The sequence below is a fragment of the Bordetella petrii genome (genome assembly GCF_000067205.1).
Lineage (GTDB): Bacteria > Pseudomonadota > Gammaproteobacteria > Burkholderiales > Burkholderiaceae_B > Bordetella_A > Bordetella_A petrii.
In genome coordinates, this window is the sequence record NC_010170.1 from 1612357 (window position 1) to 1635071 (window position 22715).

General features: G+C 66.5%; 24 protein-coding genes. 11 read left to right on the forward strand and 13 right to left on the reverse strand.

Annotation, left to right across the window (positions count from 1 at the left end; genetic code table 11):
- The first annotated feature begins 18 nt into the window (after nucleotides 1-18).
- Both BPET_RS07910 and BPET_RS07915 read left to right on the forward strand, forming a co-directional pair.
- Nucleotides 19-378: a hypothetical protein gene (locus BPET_RS07910; RefSeq protein ID WP_041862797.1), complete on the forward strand. Its 360-nt coding sequence runs from the start codon at nucleotides 19-21 to the stop codon at nucleotides 376-378.
- Between the two features lie 39 nt (nucleotides 379-417).
- Nucleotides 418-978, forward strand: a complete 561-nt coding sequence (locus BPET_RS07915; RefSeq protein WP_012248484.1) for a GNAT family N-acetyltransferase — start codon at nucleotides 418-420, stop codon at nucleotides 976-978.
- 12 nt (nucleotides 979-990) lie between these two features.
- Here BPET_RS07915 and BPET_RS07920 read toward each other — a convergent pair whose 3' ends face one another.
- Together BPET_RS07920 and BPET_RS07925 are read right to left on the reverse strand one after the other, a co-directional pair.
- Entirely contained in the window at nucleotides 991-2163 is a 1173-nt protein-coding gene (locus BPET_RS07920) for a vWA domain-containing protein (RefSeq protein ID WP_012248485.1), read from the reverse strand.
- A 20-nt stretch (nucleotides 2164-2183) separates the two neighbouring features.
- Nucleotides 2184-3056 carry an AAA family ATPase gene (locus BPET_RS07925; protein WP_041862798.1) on the reverse strand — a complete coding sequence of 291 codons (873 nt, stop codon included), beginning with the start codon at nucleotides 3054-3056 and terminating at the stop codon, nucleotides 2184-2186.
- 154 nt (nucleotides 3057-3210) lie between these two features.
- On the opposite strand from BPET_RS07925, the gene BPET_RS07930 reads away from it, so the two are divergent.
- Nucleotides 3211-3552, forward strand: coding sequence for a c-type cytochrome (locus BPET_RS07930; RefSeq protein WP_012248486.1), 342 nt, complete (start codon nucleotides 3211-3213; stop codon nucleotides 3550-3552).
- A 14-nt stretch (nucleotides 3553-3566) separates the two neighbouring features.
- The gene (locus tag BPET_RS07935; RefSeq protein WP_012248488.1) at nucleotides 3567-3929 is read left to right on the forward strand and encodes a c-type cytochrome; all 363 of its coding nucleotides are present in this window, start codon (nucleotides 3567-3569) and stop codon (nucleotides 3927-3929) included.
- A gap of 67 nt (nucleotides 3930-3996) precedes the next feature.
- On the opposite strand, the gene BPET_RS07940 is transcribed toward BPET_RS07935, so the two are convergent.
- A complete protein-coding gene (locus BPET_RS07940; RefSeq protein ID WP_012248489.1) occupies nucleotides 3997-4422 on the reverse strand; it encodes a DUF1841 family protein in 426 nt (141 codons plus the stop codon).
- A 193-nt stretch (nucleotides 4423-4615) separates the two neighbouring features.
- On the opposite strand from BPET_RS07940, the gene icd reads away from it, so the two are divergent.
- From icd to BPET_RS07960, 4 genes are all read left to right on the forward strand, one after another.
- A complete protein-coding gene (icd, locus tag BPET_RS07945) occupies nucleotides 4616-5872 on the forward strand; it encodes an NADP-dependent isocitrate dehydrogenase (protein WP_012248490.1) in 1257 nt (418 codons plus the stop codon).
- 441 nt (nucleotides 5873-6313) lie between these two features.
- Nucleotides 6314-7450, forward strand: coding sequence for a porin (locus BPET_RS07950; RefSeq protein ID WP_012248491.1), 1137 nt, complete (start codon nucleotides 6314-6316; stop codon nucleotides 7448-7450).
- Between the two features lie 398 nt (nucleotides 7451-7848).
- Nucleotides 7849-8127: a DUF4212 domain-containing protein gene (locus tag BPET_RS07955; protein ID WP_012248492.1), complete on the forward strand. Its 279-nt coding sequence runs from the start codon at nucleotides 7849-7851 to the stop codon at nucleotides 8125-8127.
- The gene (locus BPET_RS07960; RefSeq protein ID WP_012248493.1) at nucleotides 8127-10208 is read left to right on the forward strand and encodes a sodium:solute symporter family protein; all 2082 of its coding nucleotides are present in this window, start codon (nucleotides 8127-8129) and stop codon (nucleotides 10206-10208) included. Before BPET_RS07955 ends, BPET_RS07960 begins: the two co-directional genes overlap by 1 nt.
- Here the strand turns inward: BPET_RS07960 and BPET_RS07965 are convergent, their stop codons facing one another.
- Genes BPET_RS07965 through trxB form a run of 3 tightly spaced genes read right to left on the reverse strand, consistent with a single transcriptional unit; the run spans nucleotide 10209 to nucleotide 12155 of the window.
- On the reverse strand, nucleotides 10209-10538 hold the full coding sequence (locus BPET_RS07965) for a DMT family transporter (RefSeq protein ID WP_012248494.1): 330 nt from the start codon (nucleotides 10536-10538) through the stop codon (nucleotides 10209-10211).
- Entirely contained in the window at nucleotides 10535-11209 is a 675-nt protein-coding gene (locus BPET_RS07970) for a Smr/MutS family protein (RefSeq protein WP_012248495.1), read from the reverse strand. The genes BPET_RS07965 and BPET_RS07970 overlap by 4 nt, the downstream gene beginning before the upstream one ends.
- Nucleotides 11199-12155, reverse strand: coding sequence for a thioredoxin-disulfide reductase (trxB, locus tag BPET_RS07975; RefSeq protein ID WP_012248496.1), 957 nt, complete (start codon nucleotides 12153-12155; stop codon nucleotides 11199-11201). Before trxB ends, BPET_RS07970 begins: the two co-directional genes overlap by 11 nt.
- A 42-nt stretch (nucleotides 12156-12197) precedes the next feature.
- Between trxB and BPET_RS07980 the strand changes: the two genes are divergently transcribed.
- Genes BPET_RS07980 through BPET_RS07990 form a run of 3 tightly spaced genes read left to right on the forward strand, consistent with a single transcriptional unit; the run spans nucleotide 12198 to nucleotide 16055 of the window.
- On the forward strand, nucleotides 12198-14561 hold the full coding sequence (locus tag BPET_RS07980) for a DNA translocase FtsK (protein WP_085970203.1): 2364 nt from the start codon (nucleotides 12198-12200) through the stop codon (nucleotides 14559-14561).
- Entirely contained in the window at nucleotides 14561-15187 is a 627-nt protein-coding gene (gene lolA / locus BPET_RS07985) for an outer membrane lipoprotein chaperone LolA (protein WP_012248498.1), read from the forward strand. Before BPET_RS07980 ends, lolA begins: the two co-directional genes overlap by 1 nt.
- Before the next feature lie 22 nt (nucleotides 15188-15209).
- A complete protein-coding gene (locus tag BPET_RS07990; protein WP_012248499.1) occupies nucleotides 15210-16055 on the forward strand; it encodes an alpha/beta fold hydrolase in 846 nt (281 codons plus the stop codon).
- 17 nt (nucleotides 16056-16072) lie between these two features.
- On the opposite strand, the gene BPET_RS07995 is transcribed toward BPET_RS07990, so the two are convergent.
- Genes BPET_RS07995 through BPET_RS08025 form a run of 7 tightly spaced genes read right to left on the reverse strand, consistent with a single transcriptional unit; the run spans nucleotide 16073 to nucleotide 22700 of the window.
- Nucleotides 16073-16486, reverse strand: coding sequence for a RidA family protein (locus BPET_RS07995; protein WP_012248500.1), 414 nt, complete (start codon nucleotides 16484-16486; stop codon nucleotides 16073-16075).
- Complete coding sequence (locus tag BPET_RS08000) at nucleotides 16483-17973, reverse strand: N-acyl-D-amino-acid deacylase family protein (protein ID WP_012248501.1); 1491 nt, start codon at nucleotides 17971-17973, stop codon at nucleotides 16483-16485. Before BPET_RS08000 ends, BPET_RS07995 begins: the two co-directional genes overlap by 4 nt.
- 4 nt (nucleotides 17974-17977) lie before the next feature.
- Entirely contained in the window at nucleotides 17978-18847 is an 870-nt protein-coding gene (locus BPET_RS08005; RefSeq protein ID WP_041862799.1) for a MurR/RpiR family transcriptional regulator, read from the reverse strand.
- Nucleotides 18848-18897: 50 nt separating this feature from the next.
- On the reverse strand, nucleotides 18898-19881 hold the full coding sequence (locus BPET_RS08010; protein ID WP_012248503.1) for an ABC transporter ATP-binding protein: 984 nt from the start codon (nucleotides 19879-19881) through the stop codon (nucleotides 18898-18900).
- Entirely contained in the window at nucleotides 19878-20885 is a 1008-nt protein-coding gene (locus BPET_RS08015; protein WP_012248504.1) for an ABC transporter ATP-binding protein, read from the reverse strand. The genes BPET_RS08010 and BPET_RS08015 overlap by 4 nt, the downstream gene beginning before the upstream one ends.
- 2 nt (nucleotides 20886-20887) lie before the next feature.
- Nucleotides 20888-21757 (reverse strand): ABC transporter permease, encoded by an 870-nt coding sequence (locus BPET_RS08020; RefSeq protein ID WP_012248505.1) that lies wholly within the window; start codon nucleotides 21755-21757, stop codon nucleotides 20888-20890.
- Nucleotide 21758: 1 nt separating this feature from the next.
- A complete protein-coding gene (locus BPET_RS08025; RefSeq protein ID WP_012248506.1) occupies nucleotides 21759-22700 on the reverse strand; it encodes an ABC transporter permease in 942 nt (313 codons plus the stop codon).
- Nucleotides 22701-22715: the final 15 nt, after the last annotated feature.

The following is a 22715-nucleotide window of genomic DNA, read 5'->3' on the forward strand; positions in this document are numbered from 1 at the left end:
ACCGGAGGAACGACGGCCATGCTGACCGATCTCGTCACGCGCGCCCTGTCCCAGCTCGTGGGCGCGCCGCTTAGCCAAGACCGCATCAAGGGTAGATTCCGCTACGCCTATGCCAGCGACGACGGTCAATTCGTCGCCATCCTGACCCACGACCTGACCACCTACGTCGTCGACGTGCCGGCCGAGCGGTATTTCGCTGAATGCGGCGGCCTGCCGCGCGGCTTCGCCGGGCACGTGCTCGAAATGGAGGGAGCGCCGCCCCGGCCGCGCCGGTGGTCGGCCGCCAACGAGCTGTTCGACCTGGACATGGACGGCGACGACATTTCCTGGCGTCGCTGTCCGGGCCCGCAGGCGCACTTTGCGGCGCGCGTGGCGTAGCGGCCGCGGTTGGGGCATGGCTGGCGCGCGATCGCTACAATGCGCGCCATGGACTCCAATTCAGCCTGCCCGCCCGGCGCCATCCTGGTCGAATGCACGCATGCGCGCCATGCCGATGCCATCCTGGCCATTTTCAACGACGCCATCCTGACCTCCACGGCCCTGTACGAGTACCGGCCGCGCACGCCCGCCACCATGCGGGCCTGGTTCGAGGCCAAGCAGGCGGGCGGTTTTCCGGTCATCGGCTTCGAAAACGCCGGCGGCGAGCTCATGGGCTTTGCCAGCTACGGCGCGTTCCGCGCCTACCCCGCCAATAAGTACACGGTCGAGCACTCGGTGTACATAGATGCCCGTTTCCGTGGGCGCGGCCTGGCCGAGGCGCTGATGCGCACCCTGATCGCGCGCGCGCGCGAACGCCAGTTGCACGTGCTGGTGGGCGGCATCGATGCCGCCAACACGGCCAGCATCCGCCTGCATGAAAAGCTGGGCTTCGAGCACGCCGGCACGATCCGCCATGCCGGCTTCAAGTTCGGCCGCTGGCTGGACCTGGCGTTCTACCAACTGACGCTGGACACCCCGGCCGAGCCGCTGGACGGCTGACGCCGGCTGACGCTATTTCGACAGCAGGCGCATGGCCTGCTCCAGGCCCGCCACGGTTACCGGGTACATGCGCTGCTGCATGATGTCGCGCAGCAGCGCGATGGATTGCCGGTATTGCCACGACGCCGTGGGCTCGGGGTTGAGCCAGACGGCCTTGGGCCAGGCGTCCAGCAGGCGGCGCAGCCACACCGCGCCCGGCTCTTTGTTGTAGTGCTCTACCGAGCCGCCTGGCTGCAGAATTTCGTACGGGCTCATGGTGGCGTCGCCGACGATGATCAGCCGCCAGTCGGGGTTGTACTTGCGCAGCACGTCCCAGGTGTCGAAGCGTTCGTTCTGGCGCCGGCTATTGCTTTGCCACAGGCTTTCGTACGGGCAGTTGTGGAAGTAATAGACATCCAGGTTGCGGAATTCGCTGCGGGCAGCCGAAAACAGCTCTTCGACCCGGGCAATGTGGTCGTCCATGCTGCCACCCACATCCAGCAGCATCAGCACCTTGACGGTATTGTGGCGTTCGGGCACCAGCCGCAGGTCCAGGTGGCCGGCATTGCGCGCGGTGCTGGCGATGGTGTCGTCCAGGTCGAGCTCCAGTTCGGCGCCTTCGCGCGCGAACCGCCGCAGGCGCCGCAGCGCCACCTTGAAATTGCGGATGCCCAGTTCGAGCCGGTCGTCGTAGTCGCGGAACTGGCGCATGTCCCAGACCTTGACCGCGCTGCGGTTGCCGGCAGAATCGCCGCCCACCCGGATGCCCTCGGGGTGATAGCCGCTGTTGCCGAATGGCGACGTGCCGCCTGTGCCGATCCATTTGTTGCCGCCGGCGTGGCGCTCTTTCTGTTCTTCGAGCCGCTGTTTGAACAATTCCATCAGCTTGTCCCACCCGTGCCGCTCGATGGCGGCCTTTTCTTCCGGGCTCAGGCTTTTTTCGAACTGCTTGATCAGCCAGTCGATAGGAATGTCTTTGCCGGCGGGCAGGGCGGCCTCGATACCGCGGTAGTAGGCGCCGAAGGCCGCGTCGTAGCGGTCGTACAGCGACTCGTCTTTTACCAGCGCGGCGCGGGCCAGGTAATAGAAGCTGTCGAGCGTCGGCGCCATGATGTCGTGGCGCAAGGCGTCGAGCAGGGTCAGGTATTCCTTGACCGAGACTGGCAGCTTGTGGGCGCGCAGGTGGTAGAAGAAATCGGTCAGCATGGCGGCCGGGGCGTGGGCGGTCAGCGGCGGGCGTTGCCGCGCGTCATGGCGGCCAGGCGTTCCAGCAGCTGTACGTCTTGTTCGTTCTTCAGCAGCGCGCCCGCCATCATGGGCACCGAAGCGGCCGCATGGGCGTCGATTTGCGCCGCCGTGGCGCCTTCGGCCAGCAGCAGGCGCAGCCAGTCGAGCAGTTCCGAGGTGGACGGCTTTTTCTTCAGCCCCGGCGCCTCGCGCAGCGCGAAGAAGGTGTCCAGGGCGGCTCGCAGCACGTCCTGCTTGAGGTCGGGAAAGTGCACCGCCACGATGTCGCGCATGGTTTCGCGGTCGGGGAAGCGGATGTAATGGAAAAAGCAGCGCCGCAAGAAGGCGTCGGGCAGGTCTTTTTCGTTGTTCGACGTGATGATCACCAGCGGCCGGTGGCGCGCCGCGATAGTCTGGCGCGTTTCGTACACATGGAATTCCATGCGGTCGAGTTCGCGCAGCAGGTCGTTGGGGAACTCGATGTCGGCCTTGTCGATTTCGTCGATCAGCAGCACCACCGGTTCCGGCGCCTCGAAGGCTTGCCACAGGGTGCCCTGCACGATGTAGTTGCGGATGTCGCGCACCTTTTCGTCGCCCAACTGCGAGTCGCGCAGGCGCGATACGGCATCGTACTCATACAGGCCCTGGTGCGCCTTGGTGGTGGACTTGATATGCCATTGCAGCAGCGGCCGGCCCAGCGCCAGGGCGACTTCTTCGGCCAGCATGGTCTTGCCCGTGCCGGGCTCGCCCTTGATCAGCAGCGGGCGTTGCAAGGTCAGCGCGGCGTTGACGGCCAGTTTGAGATCGTCGGTGGCGACGTAGCGTTCGGTTCCATCGAAGCGGGGGGCGGCGGGACTTTGGGCAGCAGGCATGGGCGGTGGCAGAAGAGGGGCGCGCGGGGCAGTCCGCGCAATGGGTTGGCATGGCTCGGCAACAATTATCGTACAATCGCAGGGTTTTGTTAGCCGGGCGCAGACCCGGCGCTCATCCTTAGCCCAGTTTTCAGCCTTACCAAGAGCCATTCCAATGAAGTTGAGAACCTCTCTGTCCGCGCTGGCCATGGTGGCGTCCTGTTCGGTCGCCGGTCAGGCGGCTGCTGCCGATGCAGCGCCGGTCGGCAACGCCCAGAATGCCCGCGACAAAATCTCCATGTGCATCGGCTGCCATGGCATCAAGGGCTACAAAGCCAGTTTCCCCGAGCTGTACCACGTTCCGATGATCGCCGGGCAAAACGCCAAGTACATCGAAGCGGCCCTCCACGAGTACAAGAAAGGCGCGCGTAGCCATCCCACCATGGATGCCATCGCCGGCAGCCTCAGCGACCAGGACATCGCCGACCTGGCCGCGTACTACTCCAATCTCAAGTGATGCGAGGGCCCATCATGAAACGCTATATGCTGACGCTCGCGGGCGCCGTCCTGGCCGTTGCCGGCAGTGCCGCGCAGGCGCAAGACCTGGCCGCCGGCAAGGCGGTGTTCGACAAGTTCAACTGCGCGTCGTGCCACGGCGCCGACGCCAAGACGCCGGTCGACCCGGCCTATCCGATCCTGGCCGGCCAGCATGCCGACTACCTCGAACAGGCGCTGAAGTCGTACAAGCGCGGCGCCGCGGGCGCGCCGGCTTCGTCGAATGTGCGCAAGAACCCCATCATGGGCGCGTTCGCCGCGCAGTTGTCCGACCAGGACATCGAGCACGTCACCGCCTGGCTGGCGTCGCAGCCCAGCGACCTGGGCGTGCGCAAATAAGCCCGCGCCGGTAAAAAAAAACGCCCCACGGGGCGTTTTTTTTGGCCGAAGGGCAGGGCAGCCGGCACTAGCGTTGCGCGCGCTGGCGGATCAGTTCGATATAGGCGTCGCTGTCGAGCGGCGTGCCCAGGCGTTGCGCTTCCCAGACCACCTGGCCCAGGCATTCCATGATTTCGTGCGCGGCCTGGTGCGCGTCGGTGCGGTTGACCAGCCGCTGGTACGCCGCGCGGATGCCGCGCGGGTGGTCGATGGACAACTGCTCGGCGATGGCCAGGTGCATCGATAGATGCAGGAACGGGTTGGTGCGGCCCTGTTCGACCGGGTATTCGGCCGTCATGGCTTCGGGGTGTTCGAGGTCGCCGTAGTATTCGGGGTGTTCGAGAACCCAGTCCAGCGCCATGGATTCAAGGGGCGTCAGGACCTCGCCGGCGCGGTGTTTGCGCCAGGCCTCGATGAAGAACTCGCGGACTTGGTCGCGGGAAGGGTTGAACATGGATGCGGCGGCTGGACAGAATGGCAGGGTTCTATTTTACGCCCCCGGCAGGCCTGGCCGGACGCCTCGCCCCAATGCGAGCTAGAATTGGGGGTTGTCCGCCATCCGGTCCGGCAGCTGTGCGGTTTACCGCCTGCGTCCGCGCCCCCGGTCAGGCGTGCGCGCAAAACCACCCGGAGCAACTGGAGCATTCATGTCCTACCAACATATCAAGGTTCCCGCAGGGGGCCAGAAAATCACGGTCAACGCCGACTACTCGCTGAACGTGCCCGACCAGGCCATCGTTCCGTACATCGAAGGTGACGGCACGGGCGCCGACATCACCCCCGTCATGATCAAGGTCGTGGACGCTGCCGTGCAGAAAGCCTACGGCGGCAAGCGCAAGATCCACTGGATGGAAGTCTACGCCGGCGAGAAGGCCACCAAGGTGTATGGCCCCGATGTCTGGCTGCCCGACGAAACCCTCGAAGTGGTCAAAGACTACGTCGTGTCGATCAAAGGCCCCCTGACCACCCCGGTGGGCGGCGGCATCCGTTCGCTGAACGTGGCCCTGCGCCAGCAGCTCGACCTGTACGTCTGCCTGCGTCCGGTGCGTTACTTCAAGGGCGTGCCTTCGCCCGTGCGCGAGCCCGAAAAGACCGACATGGTCATTTTCCGCGAGAACTCCGAAGACATCTACGCCGGCATCGAATACCAGGCTGAAACCGAGCAGGCCAAGGAACTGATCCAGTTCCTGCAGACCAAGCTGGGCGTCAAGAAAATCCGCTTCCCGAACACCTCGTCGATCGGCATCAAGCCCGTGTCGCGCGAAGGCACCGAACGCCTGGTCCGCAAGGCCATGCAGTACGCCATCGACAACGACCGCGCCTCGGTCACGCTGGTGCACAAGGGCAACATCATGAAGTTCACCGAAGGTGGCTTCCGCGACTGGGGCTACGAGCTGGCCCAGAAAGAATTCGGCGCCCAGCTGATCGACGGCGGCCCGTGGTGCAAATTCAAGAATCCCAAGACGGGTCGCGAGATCATCGTCAAGGATTCCATCGCCGATGCCTTCCTGCAGCAGATCCTGCTGCGCCCGGCCGAATACGACGTCATCGCCACGCTGAACCTGAACGGCGACTACATCTCCGACGCCCTGGCCGCCCAGGTCGGCGGTATCGGCATCGCCCCGGGCGCCAACCTGTCCGACTCGGTGGCCATGTTCGAAGCCACCCACGGCACCGCGCCCAAGTACGCTGGCAAAGACTACGTCAACCCCGGTTCCGAGATCCTGTCGGCCGAAATGATGCTGCGCCACATGGGCTGGACCGAAGCGGCTGACCTCATTATCGCCAGCATGGAAAAATCCATTCTGTCCAAGCAGGTCACGTACGACTTCGCGCGCCTGCTCGAAGGCGCCACCCAAGTGTCGTGCTCGGGCTTCGGCCAGGTAATGATCGACAATATGTAATACCGGCGGGCGGCATTGCCGCCTGTTGCTTAAAAGCCGCCCTTGGGCGGCTTTTTTTTGCCTAAAAGCGCGTGGGTGTAGACAAATATTATCCGGATGTATTAAAAGAAATACCAACATTTACGTGCGCAGATAATCATTTCAATATTCGCACGCCCCCAGCGCCACCGCTTCGTAGACCCGCAGCGCGGTTGGGCGCCGCCCTTTGTTGTTAATGCGCCATAAATCCAGTGTTCATAAAAGTGAATTAAGTAACTATATGTTCTGGACGAAATTTCGGCGCCATAGGGAAATAGCGATGTACGCAAAGTCGCTAGAAATTTTTTGATTCCTTGTGTAGTTCCTCGTTTTGGTGGAAACCCCAGCATTCCCTAACGTATGGGTTCGAACTGTCTCCGCGGGTGGAGACAGAGGGCTTCCACTCTTGATCGGGATGAGGAAATGAAACTAACAAAAACCTTGCTCGCCGGCGCAATTCTTGCCGGTATCGGCGGCACTGCGTACGCTGAGACGTCGGTGACTTTGTACGGCTTGATTGACGTCGGGATCACCTATCAGCGCGGCAAAGTTGGCACCGACGACGTTAATCGCCCGCAATATGGTGGCGACTACCAATCCCGCATCGGTATGACCGACGGCATCCAGAGCGGCTCGCGCTGGGGCCTGCGCGGCACCGAAGACCTGGGCGACGGCCTGTCGGCGGTGTTCGTCCTGGAAAGCGGCTTCGGCGCCCGCAACGGCGAAAGCAAACAGGGCGATCGCCTGTTTGGCCGCCAAGCCACCATCGGCCTGAATCACGAATCGTTCGGCCGCCTCGACCTGGGCCGCCAGACCAACATCGCGTCGAAGTACTTCGCCGATATCGACCCGTTCTCGCTCAGCTACCTGAACTCCACCATGGGTTCGGCGTTCAGCGCGGCCGACACGGTTCGCTATGACAACATGGTGATGTACCAGACCCCCAGCTGGAGCGGCTTCCAGGCTGGCGTGGGCTACTCATTCTCGACCGACGACGTCGAAGGCCCGACCGGCTTCGAAGAAGACGACAACAACCGCGCCATCACGGCCGGTGTGCGCTACGTGGGCGGCCCGCTGCAAGTGGCCTTCACGTATGACCAGCAATTCCGCGCGCCCAGCCAGCCCCAGCCCCAGCAGTTCATCCTGGGCGCTGCCTACGACTTTGAAGTGCTGAAGCTGTCGCTGGCCTATGGCCGCACCAAGGACGGCGTGTTCCTGGGCCAGGGCTTCGACCTGGGCGGCGGCGCCGCCAACCCGAACACCCCCGCCAAGGGCCTGGGCAACACCAACGACCGTTTCACCTGGGACGGCCTGAAAATCAATTCGTACCTGGTTGGCGTGAGCGCGCCCATCGGTGGCGCCAGCAACGTGTTCGCCTCGTGGCAGCGCGCCGATCCGAACAAGGGTCTGGAAAACATGGACATCTACAGCGTGGGCTATACCTACGACCTGTCCAAGCGCACCAACCTGTATGCGGTGGGCTCGTATGCCGACGGCTATGCTTTCGTCGACGGCAACAAGATGACCACGGTCGGCGTCGGCCTGCGTCACCGCTTCTGATCAGGGTACGGGTTGCCCTTTTCCGAGCGGAGTCGGGGCACCTTGTTCTTGGCCATCCACATCGTGGATGGCCTTTTTTATGCCTGAATGGCAGGCGGCGGGGTAAATGGGACGGATTTGCACCATATTGGTGCATTCAATCACATGTTTTGGCGCTGCCTTAGGGCATTCCCCTAGTGTGACAATCCCGTTCATGGTGCAGAATCCTGTCCCATGCAGGTGAGGAGACAAACAGCCCTGCATGGGCGACCGGCGGCACCGGTATAACAAACTGGCAGTACCAATAAAAGCAAAATGCACAACGGCTGGCACCATTTCGTGCCGGCCGTTGTCGCTTACAAGGCTCGTTTTTGTGCATAACGGTTTCCATCGGTGCGCAACCGGATACTGATTCACACATGCCGGATACCCGCACCTCTCCCTCTCCGGCCGCCCGGCGTTATTGGCGGCGCAACCTGGCCCTGATCGCCGTGCTTACGGCCTGTTGGGCTGCGCTGACCTTCCTGCCCGCCTTTTTTGCCCGCGAACTCATGTTCGATTTCATCGGCTGGCCGTTTTCTTTCTGGATGGCGGCCTACGGCGCGCCGCTGTCGTACCTGGCGCTGATCGCCATCTATGCCCGCCTGATGAACCGCGCCGACCGGCGTGCCCGCCGTGACGGCGAGCGGGGCGGTTAATGCCTTTTACCGGCGACAACCCCCGTCAGTTCGAGATACGGCTGCGCCGCATCTATGTCCTGTATACGGCCGGTTTTGCCCTGCTGATCGTGCTGCTGGCGCTGGCCGAGGTGGCGGGCATGGCTCGCAACTGGATCGGCTACGTGTTCCTGCTGGTCACGGTCAGCCTGTATGCCGGCATTGGCATTGTCTGCCGCACGTCTGACCAGGTCGAGTACTACGTGGCAGGGCGGCGCGTGCCGGCCTTCTACAACGGCATGGCCACCGCCGCCGACTGGATGTCGGTGGCATCGTTCATCGGCGTGGCGGGCACGCTGTACCTGACCGGCTACGGCGGCCTGGCCTATATCATGGGCTGGACGGGCGGCTATGTACTGGTGGCGCTGCTGCTGGCGCCCTATCTGCGCAAATTCGGCCAGTACACCATTCCCGATTTCATGGGCGCCCGCTACGGAGGTAACCTGGCGCGGCTGGCGGGTGTGGCCTGCGCGGTACTCTGCTCGTTCACGTATCTGGTGGCGCAGATCTACGGCGTGGGCATCATCACCACGCGCATGACCGGCATTTCGTTCGAGCTGGGCATTTTCGTGGCGCTGGGCGGCATGCTGGTGTGTTCTTTCCTGGGCGGCATGCGCGCGGTCACCTGGACCCAGGTGGGGCAGTACATCATTCTGGTGGTGGCGTACCTGGTGCCGGTCGTGTGGCTGTCGGTCAAGCATACGGGCATGCCGCTGCCGCAATTGTCGGCCGGCACGGTGCTGCAACAGGTTACCGAGCGCGAGGCCCAGCTGGGCAAAGACGTTTCCGAGCTGCAGGTGCGGCAGCTGTGGAAGGCCCGGGCCGATGAAATGACGCAGCGCCTGCAGGCCCTGCCGGAATCCTGGGAACAGGAAAAAGACCGCCTGCGCGACCGGCTGGCAAAGCTGACCTCGGCCGATGCGCCCATGGTCGAGATCCGCACCCTGGAGCGCGAGCTTGAGGCGTACCCCGCAAGCGTCGATCAAGCCCGCGCGGCCTGGTCGCAGGCCCGCGCTATCTACGAGGCGCGCGGTTCGCCGCCGGTGCCGCATGCCGAGCCGTTTCCCGCTAAAGATCCCAAAGAGCGGCGGGAAATGCGGGTGAATTTCCTGGCCCTGGTGCTGTGCCTGATGCTGGGCACGGCGGGCATGCCGCATATATTGATGCGTTCATACACCACGCCGTCGGTGAGCGAGGCGCGCCGCTCGGTGTGCTGGTCGCTGCTGTTCATCCTGCTGCTGTATTTCATGGCGCCGGCGCTGGCGTTGCTGGTCAAGTATGAGGTCTACACCCAGGTGGTGGGCTCGGAGTTCGCGGCGCTGCCCAGCTGGGTACATGCCTGGAGCGCGGTCGACATCAACCTGCTAGACCTGCTGGACGTCAACCGCGACGGCACGGTGCAGCTGGGCGAGATCACCATGGGGGCCGACGTGGTGGTGTTGGCCATGCCGGAGATCGGCGGCCTGCCTTATGTGGTGTCGGGCCTGGTGGCGGCGGGCGGGCTGGCGGCCGCGCTGTCCACGGCCGACGGTCTGCTGCTGACCCTGTCCAACTCGCTGTCGCACGATATGTGGTACCGGCTGGTGTCGCCGCGCATGTCGGCCGCGCGCCGCGTGATGGTGTCCAAGATACTGCTGCTGGCGGTGGCGTTCGGGGCGGCGTGGGTGGCGGCCCGTAAGCCGGCCGACATTCTGTTCATGGTGTCGGCGGCATTTTCGTTTGCGGCCTCGTCGTTCTTCCCCGCCCTGGTAATGGGCATATTCTGGCGCCGCGCCAACAAGTGGGGCGCCACGCTGGGCATGCTGGCGGGCCTGGCGGCAACCTTCGGCTACATGGCGCACACCCATCCGTGGCTGCGCGAATGGGTATTCGGCGTGGATCGGGCGCAGCCGATGGAGTTGTGGTGGGGCATACAGCCCGTGGCGGCCGGCGTATTCGGCGCGCCGGTGGCCTTCCTGACGATTATCGTGGTGTCGTTGCTGACGCCGCCGCCCGATCGGGCCACGGCAATGCTGGTGCAGTACCTGCGCGAGCCCGACGGCCCGCCGTCGCCGCTGCCGTGATCAGTGGCCCACCGATTTCGAAAACACGTTCATGATGACCACGCCCGCGAGAATCAGCGCGATGCCCAGCAGGGCGGGGCCGTCGAGGTGCTGCTTGAAGAACAGCGCGCCCACCAGCGAGATCAGCACGATGCCCACCCCGGACCAGATGGCGTAGGCGATGCCCACCGGAATCTCGCGCAGCGTCAGCGCCAGGAAATAGAAAGCCACGGCGTAGCCGGCCACCGTGACCAGCGAAGGCAGCAGCCGGGTGAAGCCCTCGGCGCTTTTCAGGGCGCTGGTGGCGATGATCTCGGCCACGATGGCAATACCCAGGTACAGCCACTTCATGGGCGCCTCGCGGTAGTCTGGCGCAGCAGCACCAGGAGGGCGCCGGCGCCGCCTTCGCGCTCGGGCGCTTGCGAGAACGCCATGACGTCGGGTTTCTGCACCAGCCAGGTGCGCACCTTGTCTTTCAGCACGGGTTCCAGCCCCTGCGAGCCATAGCCTTTGCCGTGCACGATGCGCACGCAGCGGATGCCGTGCTCCAGGCATTCGTCCAGGAACGACAGCACGGCGTGGCGGGCCTGTTCGACCCGCAGGCCGTGCAGGTCGAGTTCGGCGCCGGCCGGCCATTGGCCGCGGCGCAGGTTGCGCGCGGTGTCGGGAGCGGCGTCGGCGCGCACGAACGCGGTGCCGCCTTCGGACAGCAGGTGCGCCACGTCGCCGCCGTCGGAAACGCCGGCATCGGCGCGCGCGGGGTTTTCGCCCACCGCGGCCGCGCGGCGCATGGCCACGGCGGCGCTGGCCGGGGCCGCCGCGGGCGGCGCAGGCGCACGGCGGCCCGTGTGTTTGAGGGGGGTGACCGCCTGGGTGGCGTGCCGAAAGGCGTCGGCGTCGTCGGCAGCGCGGGCGGGCGCGGCGGCCGCCTGGCGGGCGGCCTGCTCGGCTTCGGCCCGGGCCTGGCGGGCGGCCTGATGCAGGCGCTTCAGGTCGGCCAGGCCGCCTTTGCTACTGCGCATTCTCCAGCCACCGTTGCGCGTCGAGGGCGGCCATGCAGCCCGTGCCGGCGCTGGTGATAGCCTGGCGGTACACGTGGTCTTGCACGTCGCCGGCGGCGAACACGCCGGGCACCGAGGTCATGGTGGCCATGCCGGACAGGCCGCTCTTGGTGACGATGTAGCCGTCTTTCATGTCGAGCTGGCCTTCGAAGATGCCGGTGTTGGGCTGGTGGCCGATGGCGATGAAAGCGCCGGTGACGGGCAGGTCTTCGGTGGCGCCGGTGTCGGTGTGGCGTACGCGCACGCCGGTGACGCCGCTGTCGTCGCCCAGGACTTCGTCGAGGGTGTGGAACAGCTTCAGCTCCATGTTGCCATTCTCGACCTTGTCCATCAGCTTGTCGACCAGGATGGGCTCGGCGCGGAATTTGTCGCGGCGGTGAATCAGCGTAACCTTGCGGCAGATGTTCGACAGGTACAGGGCTTCTTCTACGGCCGTGTTGCCGCCGCCCACCACGACGACGTCCTGGTTTTTGTAGAAAAACCCGTCGCAGGTGGCGCATCCCGATACGCCGCGGCCCATGAAGGCCTCTTCGGAGGGCAGGCCCAGGTACTTGGCCGAGGCGCCGGTGGCGATGATGAGGGCGTCGCAGGTGTACACATTGCCGGTGTCGCCGGTCAGGGTGAAGGGCCGCTGCGACAAGTCCACCTTGGCGATGTGGTCAAAGACGATGTCGGTATTAAAGCGCTCGGCGTGTTGCTGGAAGCGCTGCATCAGGTCGGGGCCCTGGACGCCGGTGGCGTCGGCCGGCCAGTTGTCGACGTCGGTGGTGGTCATGAGCTGGCCCCCTTGGGCCAGACCTGTAACAAGTACCGGAGCCAGATTGGCCCGCGCCGCATAGACGGCGGCGGTGTAACCGGCGGGGCCGGATCCGAGTATCAAAACTTTAGCGTGTTTGGGCGTGGGCATAGGTAAGTATCTTTAGAGGGATGCCCAATTATAATGAGCCGCATGCCGCGTATTTCAACTGCTTCCCCGCGCGCCTCGCGCAACACCCGAAACGGCCCTTCGCCGCTGCAGACGCGACTCTCCGCGTTGCTGCGCGAAGCCCGCTGGATTCTGTTCGCCGCGCTGGCTGCCTGGCTGGCCCTGGTGCTGGCCACCTGGTCGCCCGCCGACCCGGGCTGGTCGCATTCCGTGCCCGGCGGCGTCATCCATAACCGGGGCGGCACACTGGGCGCCTACCTGTCCGACATCCTGCTGTACCTGTTCGGCTATTCGGCCTGGTGGTGGGTCGTGCTGCTGCTGCATCGCGTGCGGGCCGGCTACCGCCGCCTGGCCAGCCACTTGCGCGCGCCCGATGGCAAGCAGCCCGAAGTCCTGCCGCGCGTGCACTGGGAAGAGGGCGTCGGTTTCTTCCTGGTGCTGGTGGGTTCGCTGGGCATCGAGGCGCTGCGCCTGTACAGCTGGGGCATGCATTTGCCGGGCGGCACCGATGGCGAAAGCGGGGCCGGCGGCGTCATCGGCCAGATGCTGGCCAGCGCGCTGGCCGAGGGCGTGGGCTTTACCGGCGGCACGCTGGCGCTGCTGGTGCTGCTGGCCGTGGGCCTGAGCCTGTTTTTCTCGTTTTCGTGGTTGCACGTGGCTGAACGGGTTGGCGCCTGGCTCGAAGGCCTGGTGCGGCGCGCGCGCGACTCTTATACCGCGCGCCAGGACCGCAAGGTCGGCGAGGTCGCCAAGGCGGTGCGCACCGAGCAGGTAGAGGCCAAGCACGAAAAACTCACCCACGAACAGCCCGTGCGCATCGAGCCGGCCATTACGGTGGTGCCGCGCTCTGACCGGGTCGAAAAAGAAAAGCAGCAGACATTGTTCGCCCCGCCCGCCGGCGAAGGGGACCTGCCGGCCATCAGTCTGCTCGACCCGCCGGCGGCCAACCAGGAAACCGTGTCGGCCGAGACCATCGAATTCACTTCGCGCCTCATCGAAAAGAAACTGGCCGATTTCGGCGTCAACGTTACCGTGGTGGCGGCTCAGGCCGGCCCGGTGATCACCCGCTACGAAATCGAGCCCGCCACGGGCGTGAAGGGCAGCCAGATCGTCAACCTGGCCAAAGACCTGGCGCGCGCGCTCAGCCTGGTCAGCATCCGCGTGGTGGAAACCATTCCTGGCAAGAACCTCATGGGGCTCGAACTGCCCAACCCGCGCCGGCAAATGGTGAAGCTGTCCGAAATCCTCGGCTCGCAAACCTATCACGCCAGCCATTCGGTCGTGACCATGGCGCTGGGCAAAGACATCGCGGGCAACCCGGTGGTGGCCGACCTGGCCAAGATGCCCCACCTGCTGGTGGCGGGCACCACCGGCTCGGGCAAGTCGGTGGGCATCAACGCCATGATCCTGTCGCTGCTGTACAAGGCCGGCGCGGCCGATACGCGGCTGATCCTGATCGACCCCAAAATGCTCGAAATGAGCGTCTACGAGGGCATTCCGCACTTGCTGGCGCCGGTGGTCACCGACATGCGCCACGCCGCCAACGCCCTGAACTGGTGCGTGGGCGAAATGGAAAAGCGCTATCGCCTGATGAGCAAGATGGGCGTGCGCAACCTGGCGGGCTACAACACCAAGATCCGCGACGCCATCAAGCGCGAAGAACCCATTCCCAATCCGTTCTCGCTTACGCCCGACCAGCCCGAGCCATTGTCGCCGCTGCCCACCATCGTGGTGGTCATCGACGAACTGGCTGACCTGATGATGGTGGTGGGCAAGAAAATCGAAGAGCTCATCGCCCGCCTGGCGCAAAAGGCGCGCGCGGCCGGCATCCATCTCATCCTGGCCACCCAGCGGCCCAGCGTCGATGTCATTACCGGCCTGATCAAGGCCAACATCCCGACCCGCATCGCGTTCCAGGTGTCGTCCAAGATCGACTCGCGCACCATTCTTGACCAGATGGGCGCCGAAACCCTGCTGGGGCAGGGCGACATGCTGTACATGCCGCCGGGCACCGGCCTGCCGGTGCGGGTGCACGGCGCCTTCGTCAGCGACGACGAAGTGCACCGCGTGGTCGAGCACCTTAAGGCCCAGGGCGAACCCAACTATGTCGAGGGCCTGCTCGAAGGCGCGCTCGAAGGCGAGACCGGCGACGGCGTGGGCAGCGTCACGGGCATGACCGACTCCGAAAGCGACCCCATGTACGACCAGGCCTGCGAAGTGGTGCTGAAGCACCGCCGTGCCTCGATTTCGCTGGTGCAGCGCCATTTGCGCATTGGTTACAACCGTGCCGCACGGTTACTCGAGCAAATGGAGCAATCGGGTATGGTGTCGGCAATGCAATCCAACGGCAACCGCGAAATCCTGGTGCCGTCCAAAGAGGAAGCCTGATGCCTGGTCTACGCCGGCTGGCCGCCACGGCCGCGCTGCTGGTGCTGTGCCCCATGGCCGCCCTGGCGGCCGACGCCCGCGCGCAATTGAAATCTTTCGTGGCCGACATTAAAAGCGCCACGGGCAGCTTTACCCAGTCCACCACGGGGCCGCAGGGCCGCACGCAGCGGCCGCAAAGCGGCACGTTCGCCTTCCAGCGGCCGGGCAAGTTCAAGTGGGCGGTCAGCCAGCCTTATGAACAGCTGGTGGTTTCCGACGGGCAGCAGTTGTACCAGTACGATCCCGACCTGGCCCAGGTCACCTCGCGCAAGGTCGACCAGGCCATCGGCACCTCGCCCGCGGCCATCTTGTTCGGATCAGGCAACTTGGAGCAGGCCTTCCAGGTAGCCCCGCTACCGGCGCGCGACGGGCTGGAATGGCTGCGCGCCAAGCCGCGCAATGCCGACGCGGGCTTTGCCCAGGTCGACATCGGCATGAAAGACAACCTGCCCGTGCGGGTAGAGCTGCTGGATGCTTTCGGCCAGACCACGCGGGTCGAGCTGTCCAACATTCAGGCCAACCCGGCATTGCCCGCCAGCGAGTTCCGCTTCACCCCCCCCGCCGGCGTCGACGTCGTCAAGATGTAGCGCCGGGAAGCCGCCAGCATAAGTGCCCGAGCATCCTGAAATCGCCCGGCTCGAAGCCCTGGTCGAGCGCGTCGATGTGCCGGCCGGACCGGCCGGCACCGTGCGCTGGCGCCGCCTGGGCCAGGGCGACCCGCTGGTGCTGCTGCATGGCGGGCACGGCAGCTGGCTGCACTGGCTGCGCAACATCGAGGCGCTGGCGCGGCATCGCACCGTGTGGGTGCCCGACATGCCGGGCTACCTGGATTCATCTCCCGTGCCCGCGCCGTCCGGGGCCGACGACCTGGTTCCCTTGCTCGATATGCTGCAGGCCACGCTCGACCGCGCGGTGGGCGCCGGCACGGCCATCGACCTGGCCGGGTTTTCGTTCGGCGGGCTGGTGGCGTCCCGGCTGGCCGCGCAGCGCCCGCATGTGCGCCGCCTGGCCCTGCTGGGGTCCGGCGGGCACGGTACGTCGCGGCCGCGCACGCTCGACATGCAGCAGTGGCGCAAGGCGGCGTCGGCGATGCAACGGCGCGAGATGCTGCGCCACAATCTCAATCAGCTGATGCTCTATCGGCACCAGCCCGACGATCTGGCGCTCGACGTGCACGAAATCAGCTGCCTGGCCACGCGGTTTCGCAGTCGCACGGCATCGCAGGGCGACGGCATGGTGCGGGCGCTGCACCGCTATGGCGGGCCGGCGCTGCTTATCTGGGGCGAACACGACGTGACCGCCGTGGCGCGCCAGGTGGCGCCCGCCATCGCCGCGGCCGGGCCCGGGCGCGCATGGCGCGTCGTACCCGAAGCCGGGCACTGGGTGCAGTACGAGGGCGCGGCCATGGTCAACGACCTGCTGGCGCGCTGGTTCGACGGCCAGCCGTTGCCGTAGCGGCCGCCCATCAGGCGCTACGGCTTCTTGTAGGCCACGCAGTCCACTTCGACCTTGGCGTCGATTACCAGCCGCGATTCCACGCAGGCCCGCGCGGGCGGATGGTCGCCGAAGGTTTCCTTGAATACCTTGTTGAAGGCGGCGAAATCGCGCGGATCGTCCAGCCAGACGCCGCAGCGCACCACATGCTCGGGGCCGTAGCCGGCTTCGCGCAGAATGGCGAGCACGTTGCCGATGGCGGCGCGCGATTGCGCAACGATGCCGCCCTCTACCACTTCGCCGTCCTGCATGGGCACCTGGCCCGACACATACAACCAGCCGTCGGCCTGCACGGCGCGCGCGAACGGCATGTGCTGGCCGCCCTGGCCGGTGCCGCCGGCCACGCCATAGCGGATGATGCCGTTGGCGTCCGCGGAAGGGGTATTGCTCATGGTTGCTCCTGGGATGCGGGAATTGAAGAAAAAGCGTTGAAGCCGGCGCGCAGGTCGCCGCCGCGCGGCAGCCAGCGGCCCGCTCGCGCGCCGGTCAGTTGGCCGGCCCGGTACGAGAGCTCGCCGTTGACCCATACCGCGGCAATGCCCGCGGCGGGCTGCTGGGGGTCGACATAGCTGGCGCGATCGGCCACGCGGGCCGGGTCGAACAGCACCAGGTCGGCGTAATGGCCGGCGCGCACCAGACCGCGTTCGTGCAGCCCGAAACGCGCCGCCGACAGTCCGGTCATTTTGTGTACGGCCTCGGCCAGCGGAAACAGGCCCAGCTCGCGGCTGTAGTGGCCGAGTACGCGCGGGAACGCACCCCACAGCCGCGGGTGGGGCAGCGGGTCGTTGGGCAGGCCGTCCGAGCCCACCATGGTCAGGCGATGCGCCAGAATGCGGCGCACGTCGTCTTCGTGCATGCCGTGGTACACCGCGCCGGCCGGCTGCAGGCGTTGCGCGGCTTCGCGCAGCGGCACGCCCCAGTGCGCGGCGATGTCGGCCAGCTTGCGGCCCGCCATGCCGGGATGCGGATCGGACCAGGTAATGTCGATGTCGAAGTCGTCAGTTACCTGCTTCAGGTCCAGCGTGGACGAGCTGGCCGAGTACGGATAGCAGTCGCAGCCCACCGGCAGGTACTTTCCGGCGGTGTCCAGGCTGGCCAGCACTTCGCCGCTGCGGCCCCAGTTGCCGGCGCCGGCGCATTTCAGGTGCGACACGATCACCGGCACGCGGGCGTGCGCGGCAATGTCGTAGGCTTCTTGCATGGCTTCGAGTATTTCGGCGAATTCGGAGCGCAGGTGCGTGGTGTACAGCGCGCCGTGGGCATTCAGTTCTTCGGCCAACGCCTGCACTTCGGCGGTGTCGGCGTGCTGGGCCGAGGCGTACGCCAGCCCGGTGCTCAGGCCGATGGCGCCGTGGCGCAGGGCATCGCGCAGCTGCGCGCGCATGGCGGCGATCTCGGTCTCGGTGGCGCGCCGGTCCAGGCGGTCCATGTGATTGCTGCGCAGCGCCGTGTGTCCCACCAGCGCGGCCACGTTCACCGTGGGGCGCGCGGCATCCACCGCGCGCGTGTAGTCGGCGAACGTAGGGTATGCGAAAGCATCGCGGCCCCCCAGCAGGTTCATCGGGTCGGGCGGTTCGCCGCGCAGGGTCACCGGGGCGGCGCTGATGCCGCAGTTTCCCACCACCACGGTCGTCACGCCTTGCGACAGCTTGGGCAGCATGTCGGGGGTGCGGATGACGTTGGTGTCGTCGTGCGTGTGCACGTCGATGAAGCCGGGCGCCAGCGCCAGGGCGGTGCCGTCGACGCGGTGGCGCGCGGCGGCGCCCGCCAGCCGGCCGATGGCGGCCACGCGTCCGCCGGCCAGCGCCACGTCGGCCTTGAAACCGGCCGCGCCGCTGCCATCCAGCACCAGCACGTCGCCGATCAGGGTGTCGTACATCGGGTCAGTCTCCCAACGGCAGACGGTTGGGGCCGCCGCGGTACTCGTCCAGCGCCAGCTTGATGCGGCGCAGCCGCTCCTGCGTGGCTTCCTGGCGCGCCAGCGCCAGTTCGGTGGCCAGGATGTCGATGGCCAGCAGCATCGCGTAGCGCGACGACGACGGCTTATAGATGAAGTCGGTCTCGGCGGTGTGGATAGGCAGCACCACATCGGCCAGCCCGGCCAACGGCGAAGCCGGATCGGTCAGGGTCACGATGCGCGCGCCGTACTGCTTGACGATGCGTGTGCCCGCCAGGATCTCGGGCGTCAGGCCGGAAGTCGACAACACCACCACCACGTCGCGCTCGTCCAGCGTGGCCGCCACCATGCGCAGCAGCACGGCATCGCTGTAGGCCGCCACGGCGTAGCCCAGCCGCACCAGGCGCGACTGCAGTTCCTGCGACAGCACGGCTGAGGCGCCGCCCATGCCGAACACGTAGGTCATGCGCGCTTCGCGCACGATGCCGGCCGCCTGCTCGAACAGCGCCTCGGAAAAGCGTGGCAGGTGGGCGCGCAGCGTGGCCTCGATGTCGGCGTACAGGCGTGCGTAGAAAGTGCTTTCTTCGGGCGTGGAGGGGTCCAGGAAGCGCTCGCCCACCGCGCTGGCCTGGGCGAGCTTGAGCTTCAGGTCGCGCGTGTCGTCGCAGCCCACCGAGCGCGCGAAGCGCGAGATGGTGGCGATGCTGACGCCCGCCTTGTCGGCCAGCTGGTCTACGGTGGCGCCGGCCGCGGCCGCGATGTCGTCCAGGATGGCATCGGCTACCTTGCGCTCGGTGGCGCTCAGGGCGTCGCGGCGGCTGCGTATCTGGTAGACGATGTCGCGCGGAGATGGCATGCCGGCGGCATCGGCGCCTTGCCGGTTCGGGGATGTCCGGTTCTTTGGGGTCATAAGCTGATCTCGTCCAGGCGCGCGCAGGCGGCATGATGTCCGCCGCCCAGATCGCGCGCGGCAGGGATGGCGGTTGCGCAGACTTCGGCGGCATGCGGGCAGCGGGTGCGGAATACGCAGCCCGACGGCGGGTCGACCGGGCTGGGAATCTCGCCTTTGAGCAGGATACGCGAACGCGGCGCGCGCGGGTCGGGCACCGGCGCGGCCGACAGCAGGGCGCGGGTGTACGGGTGGCGCGGCTGGCTATACACGCGCCGCGTGGGGCCGCGTTCCATGACGCGGCCCAGGTACATCACCACCACTTCGTCGCACAGGTAGTCCACCACGGCCAGGTCGTGCGCAACGAACAACATGGTCAGCCCCAGGTCGCGCTGCAGGTCTTGCAGCAGGTTCAGCACCTGGGCCTGCACCGACACGTCCAGCGCCGACACCGGCTCGTCGGCCACGATGAAGTCGGGTTCTACCGCCAGGGCGCGGGCAATGCCGATGCGCTGGCGTTGCCCGCCCGAGAATTCGTGCGGGTAGCGGCTGCGATGATCGGCGTGCAGGCCCACGCGCTCCAGCAGCTCGCCGATGCGGGCGGCGCGCCGTTCTTGCGCCAGGCCGTGAGTATCCAGCGCTTCGCCCAGGATTTCGGCCACGGTCATGCGCGGGTTCAGGCTGGCGTACGGGTCCTGGAACACGATCTGCATGCGCCGCCGCCAGGGCAGCATGCGCGCCTCGCTCAGTCCGGTGATGTCGGTGCCGTCGAACAGGATGCGGCCGGCCGTAGGCGCGAAAAGCCGCAGCAGCGCGCGTCCGGTGGTGGTCTTGCCCGAGCCGGATTCGCCCACCAGCCCCACGATGGCCCTGCGCGGCACATCGAAGCTGACGTCCTCGACGGCGCGCACCACTTGCCCCCGGCGCGCGGCGCCGGTCGGAAAGTGCACGGTCAGGCCCTGCACGCGCAGTAGCGGCTCGGCGGATAGGGTGTCGGTCATTGCGGCGTTACCTTGATGCAGCGGGCCAGGTGCGCGTCGCGCACCGCGGCCAGTTCCGGGACGGCACGCGTGCAGGCGGGCTCGGCCAGCGCGCAGCGCGGCGCGAACGTACAGCCGGGCGGCAGGTCGAGCACGCTCGGCACGTTGCCGGGAATGGGTTGCAGCCGCTGGCGCGAGGCCAGCAGGGCCGCCGTGGGAATGCACGACAGCAGCCCGCGCGTGTACGGGTGTGTGGGCCGTTCGAACAAGTCGTCCACGCCAGCATCTTCGACCACCCGGCCGGCGTACATGACCGCTACCCGATGCGCGATTTCCGCCACCACGCCCAGGTTGTGCGTCACGAACAGGATGCTCATGCCGGATTCGGCCTGCAGGCGGCGCAGCAGGTCCAGGATCTGCGCCTGCACGGTCACGTCCAGCGCGGTGGTGGGCTCGTCGGCGATCAGCACCGATGGGTTACAGGCCAGCGCCAGCGCAATCATTACGCGCTGACGCATGCCGCCCGACATCTGATGCGGATATTCATGGATGCGGCGCGCCGCGGCTGGAATCTCGACCCGCTCCAGCATGTCGCGCGCGCGCTGCAGCGCCGCGGCGCGCGAGCCGCCTTCGTGCTGCAGCACTGCCTCGGCGATCTGGTCGCCCACGGTGTAAAGCGGGTTCAGGCTGGTCATGGGTTCCTGGAAGATCATCGCGATCTCGCCGCCGCGAATGCGGCGCAGCGTCGCGGCCGGCGCGCGGGCCAGGTCGTGCAGCGCGCCGTGGCGGTCGCGAAAGCGGATGGCGCCGGCTTCGATGCGGCCGGCCGGCTTGGGCAGCAGCCCCATGATCGACAGGCTGGTCACCGACTTGCCCGAGCCCGATTCGCCGACGATGGCCAGCGTTTCGCCGCGCGCCAGGTCGAAGGTGACGCCGTCCACCGACTTCGCCACGCCGTCGCGGCTGTGGAACCAGGTCTTCAGGCCATCTACCGCCAGGATGATGTCTCGTTGGGAGGCGCTCATGTCTATAGTTCCTTGCGCAGGCGCGGATCCAGCACGTCGCGCAGGCCGTCGCCCACCAGCTGCAGCGACAGCACCGACAGCACGATGGCGATGCCCGGGAACACCATGATCCAGTCGGCTGATCCCATGTACTGCTGGCCCGCGTTGATCATGGTGCCCCAGGTGGGAATATCGGGCGACACGCCCACGCCCAGGAACGACAGCCCCGCCTCGGCCAGGATGGCATAGGCGAAGATGAAGGTGCCCTGCACCAGAATCGGCGAAACCAGGTTACGCAGCACATGCACCGTAACGATGCGCCGCGTGGGCACGCCCAGCGCGCGGGCGGCCTCGACGAACGGCAGTTCGCGGATCACCAGCGTAGATGCGCGCACGATGCGGGCCAGGCGCGGCGCATACACGATGCCCAGCGCGATGACCACATTCAGCAACGATGGCCCCAATGCCGCCACCAGCGCGATCGCCAGCAGGATATCGGGAAAGGCCATCATCGCGTCGATCAGCCGCGACACCACCTTGTCGGCGCCGCGAAAGAACCCCGCCACCAGGCCCAGGGCAATGCCCAGCACGCCCGACAGCAGCACCACCAGGAAGCCCACCAGCAGCGACAGCCGGCCCCCGTGAATGACCCGGCTGAACACATCGCGGCCGAAGTCGTCGGTGCCGAACCAGTGCAGCGCGCTGGGCGCCTGCAGGCGGTTCATGATGGAGAGCTTGTATGGATCGAACGGGCTGATCCAGGGCGCCAGCGCGGCTGCCGCCACCAGCACCGCCAGCACGGTCAGGCTGGCCAGCACCGTCTTGCGCGCCACCAGCAGGCGCACGGCCTGCCAGCGCTCGGCGCCCGGCCCGGAAGAAATTGCTATCGCCATGTCAGTAGCGCACTCGCGGATCGACCAGCAGGTACAGCAGGTCGATGAAAAGGTTGATCAGGACATAGATGGCGGCAATGACCAGCAGCGCGCCCTGGATGACCGGGTAGTCGCGCCGCAGCACCGCCGACACCACCAGGCTGCCTACGCCGGGCAGGCCGAACACGGTTTCGGTGACTACCGCGCCGCTGACCAGCAGGGCGGTGGTCAACCCCAACACCGTCAGTATCGGGATCAGCGCATTGCGCGCCGCGTGCTTGAGGATCACCTTGCGCTCGGGCAGGCCCTTGGCGCGCGCGGTGCGCACGTAGTCGTCGCGCAGCACGTCCAGCATGCTGGCCCGGATGAAGCGGGTGATCAGCGCCGAGTTCACCAGCCCCAGCACGATAGCCGGCAGCACCAGGTGCGACAGCCGCGTGGCGATGCTGGCGTCGGGCCCGCCATAGCCCGCCACCGGCAGCCAGCCCAGCCTGACAGAGAAGATCTGCATCAGCAGCAGCCCCAGCCAGAAGCTGGGCACGCTGGAGGTGAACATGGAAAACGTCACCACAGACTGGTCCAGCGCCGTGCCCCGGCGCACCGCCGAAAGAATGCCAACCGGCAGCGCGATGGCGCTGGCAATGGCCAGCGACATCAGCGTCAGCCAGAAGGTCGGTTCGGCGCGATCGGCCAGCGCGGCCAGCACGGGCTTGTCCAGGAAGATCGACTGGCCCAGGTCGCCGCGCGCCAGTTGGCCCAGCCAGGTGGCGTACTGCACCGGCAGAGGCTGGTCCAGGCCCAGGCGCGCGCGCAGGGTGTCGATATCCTGCTGGCTGGCTTGCGGGCCCAGCATCACGGCGGCCGGGTCGCCCGGGGTCAGGCGCAGGATCACGAACACGATGGTGGCCACCAGGAACATCACGGCCACCAGCCCTGCCAGGCGGTTGAACAGATAGCGCAACACGGTCGCTTCCTTTCA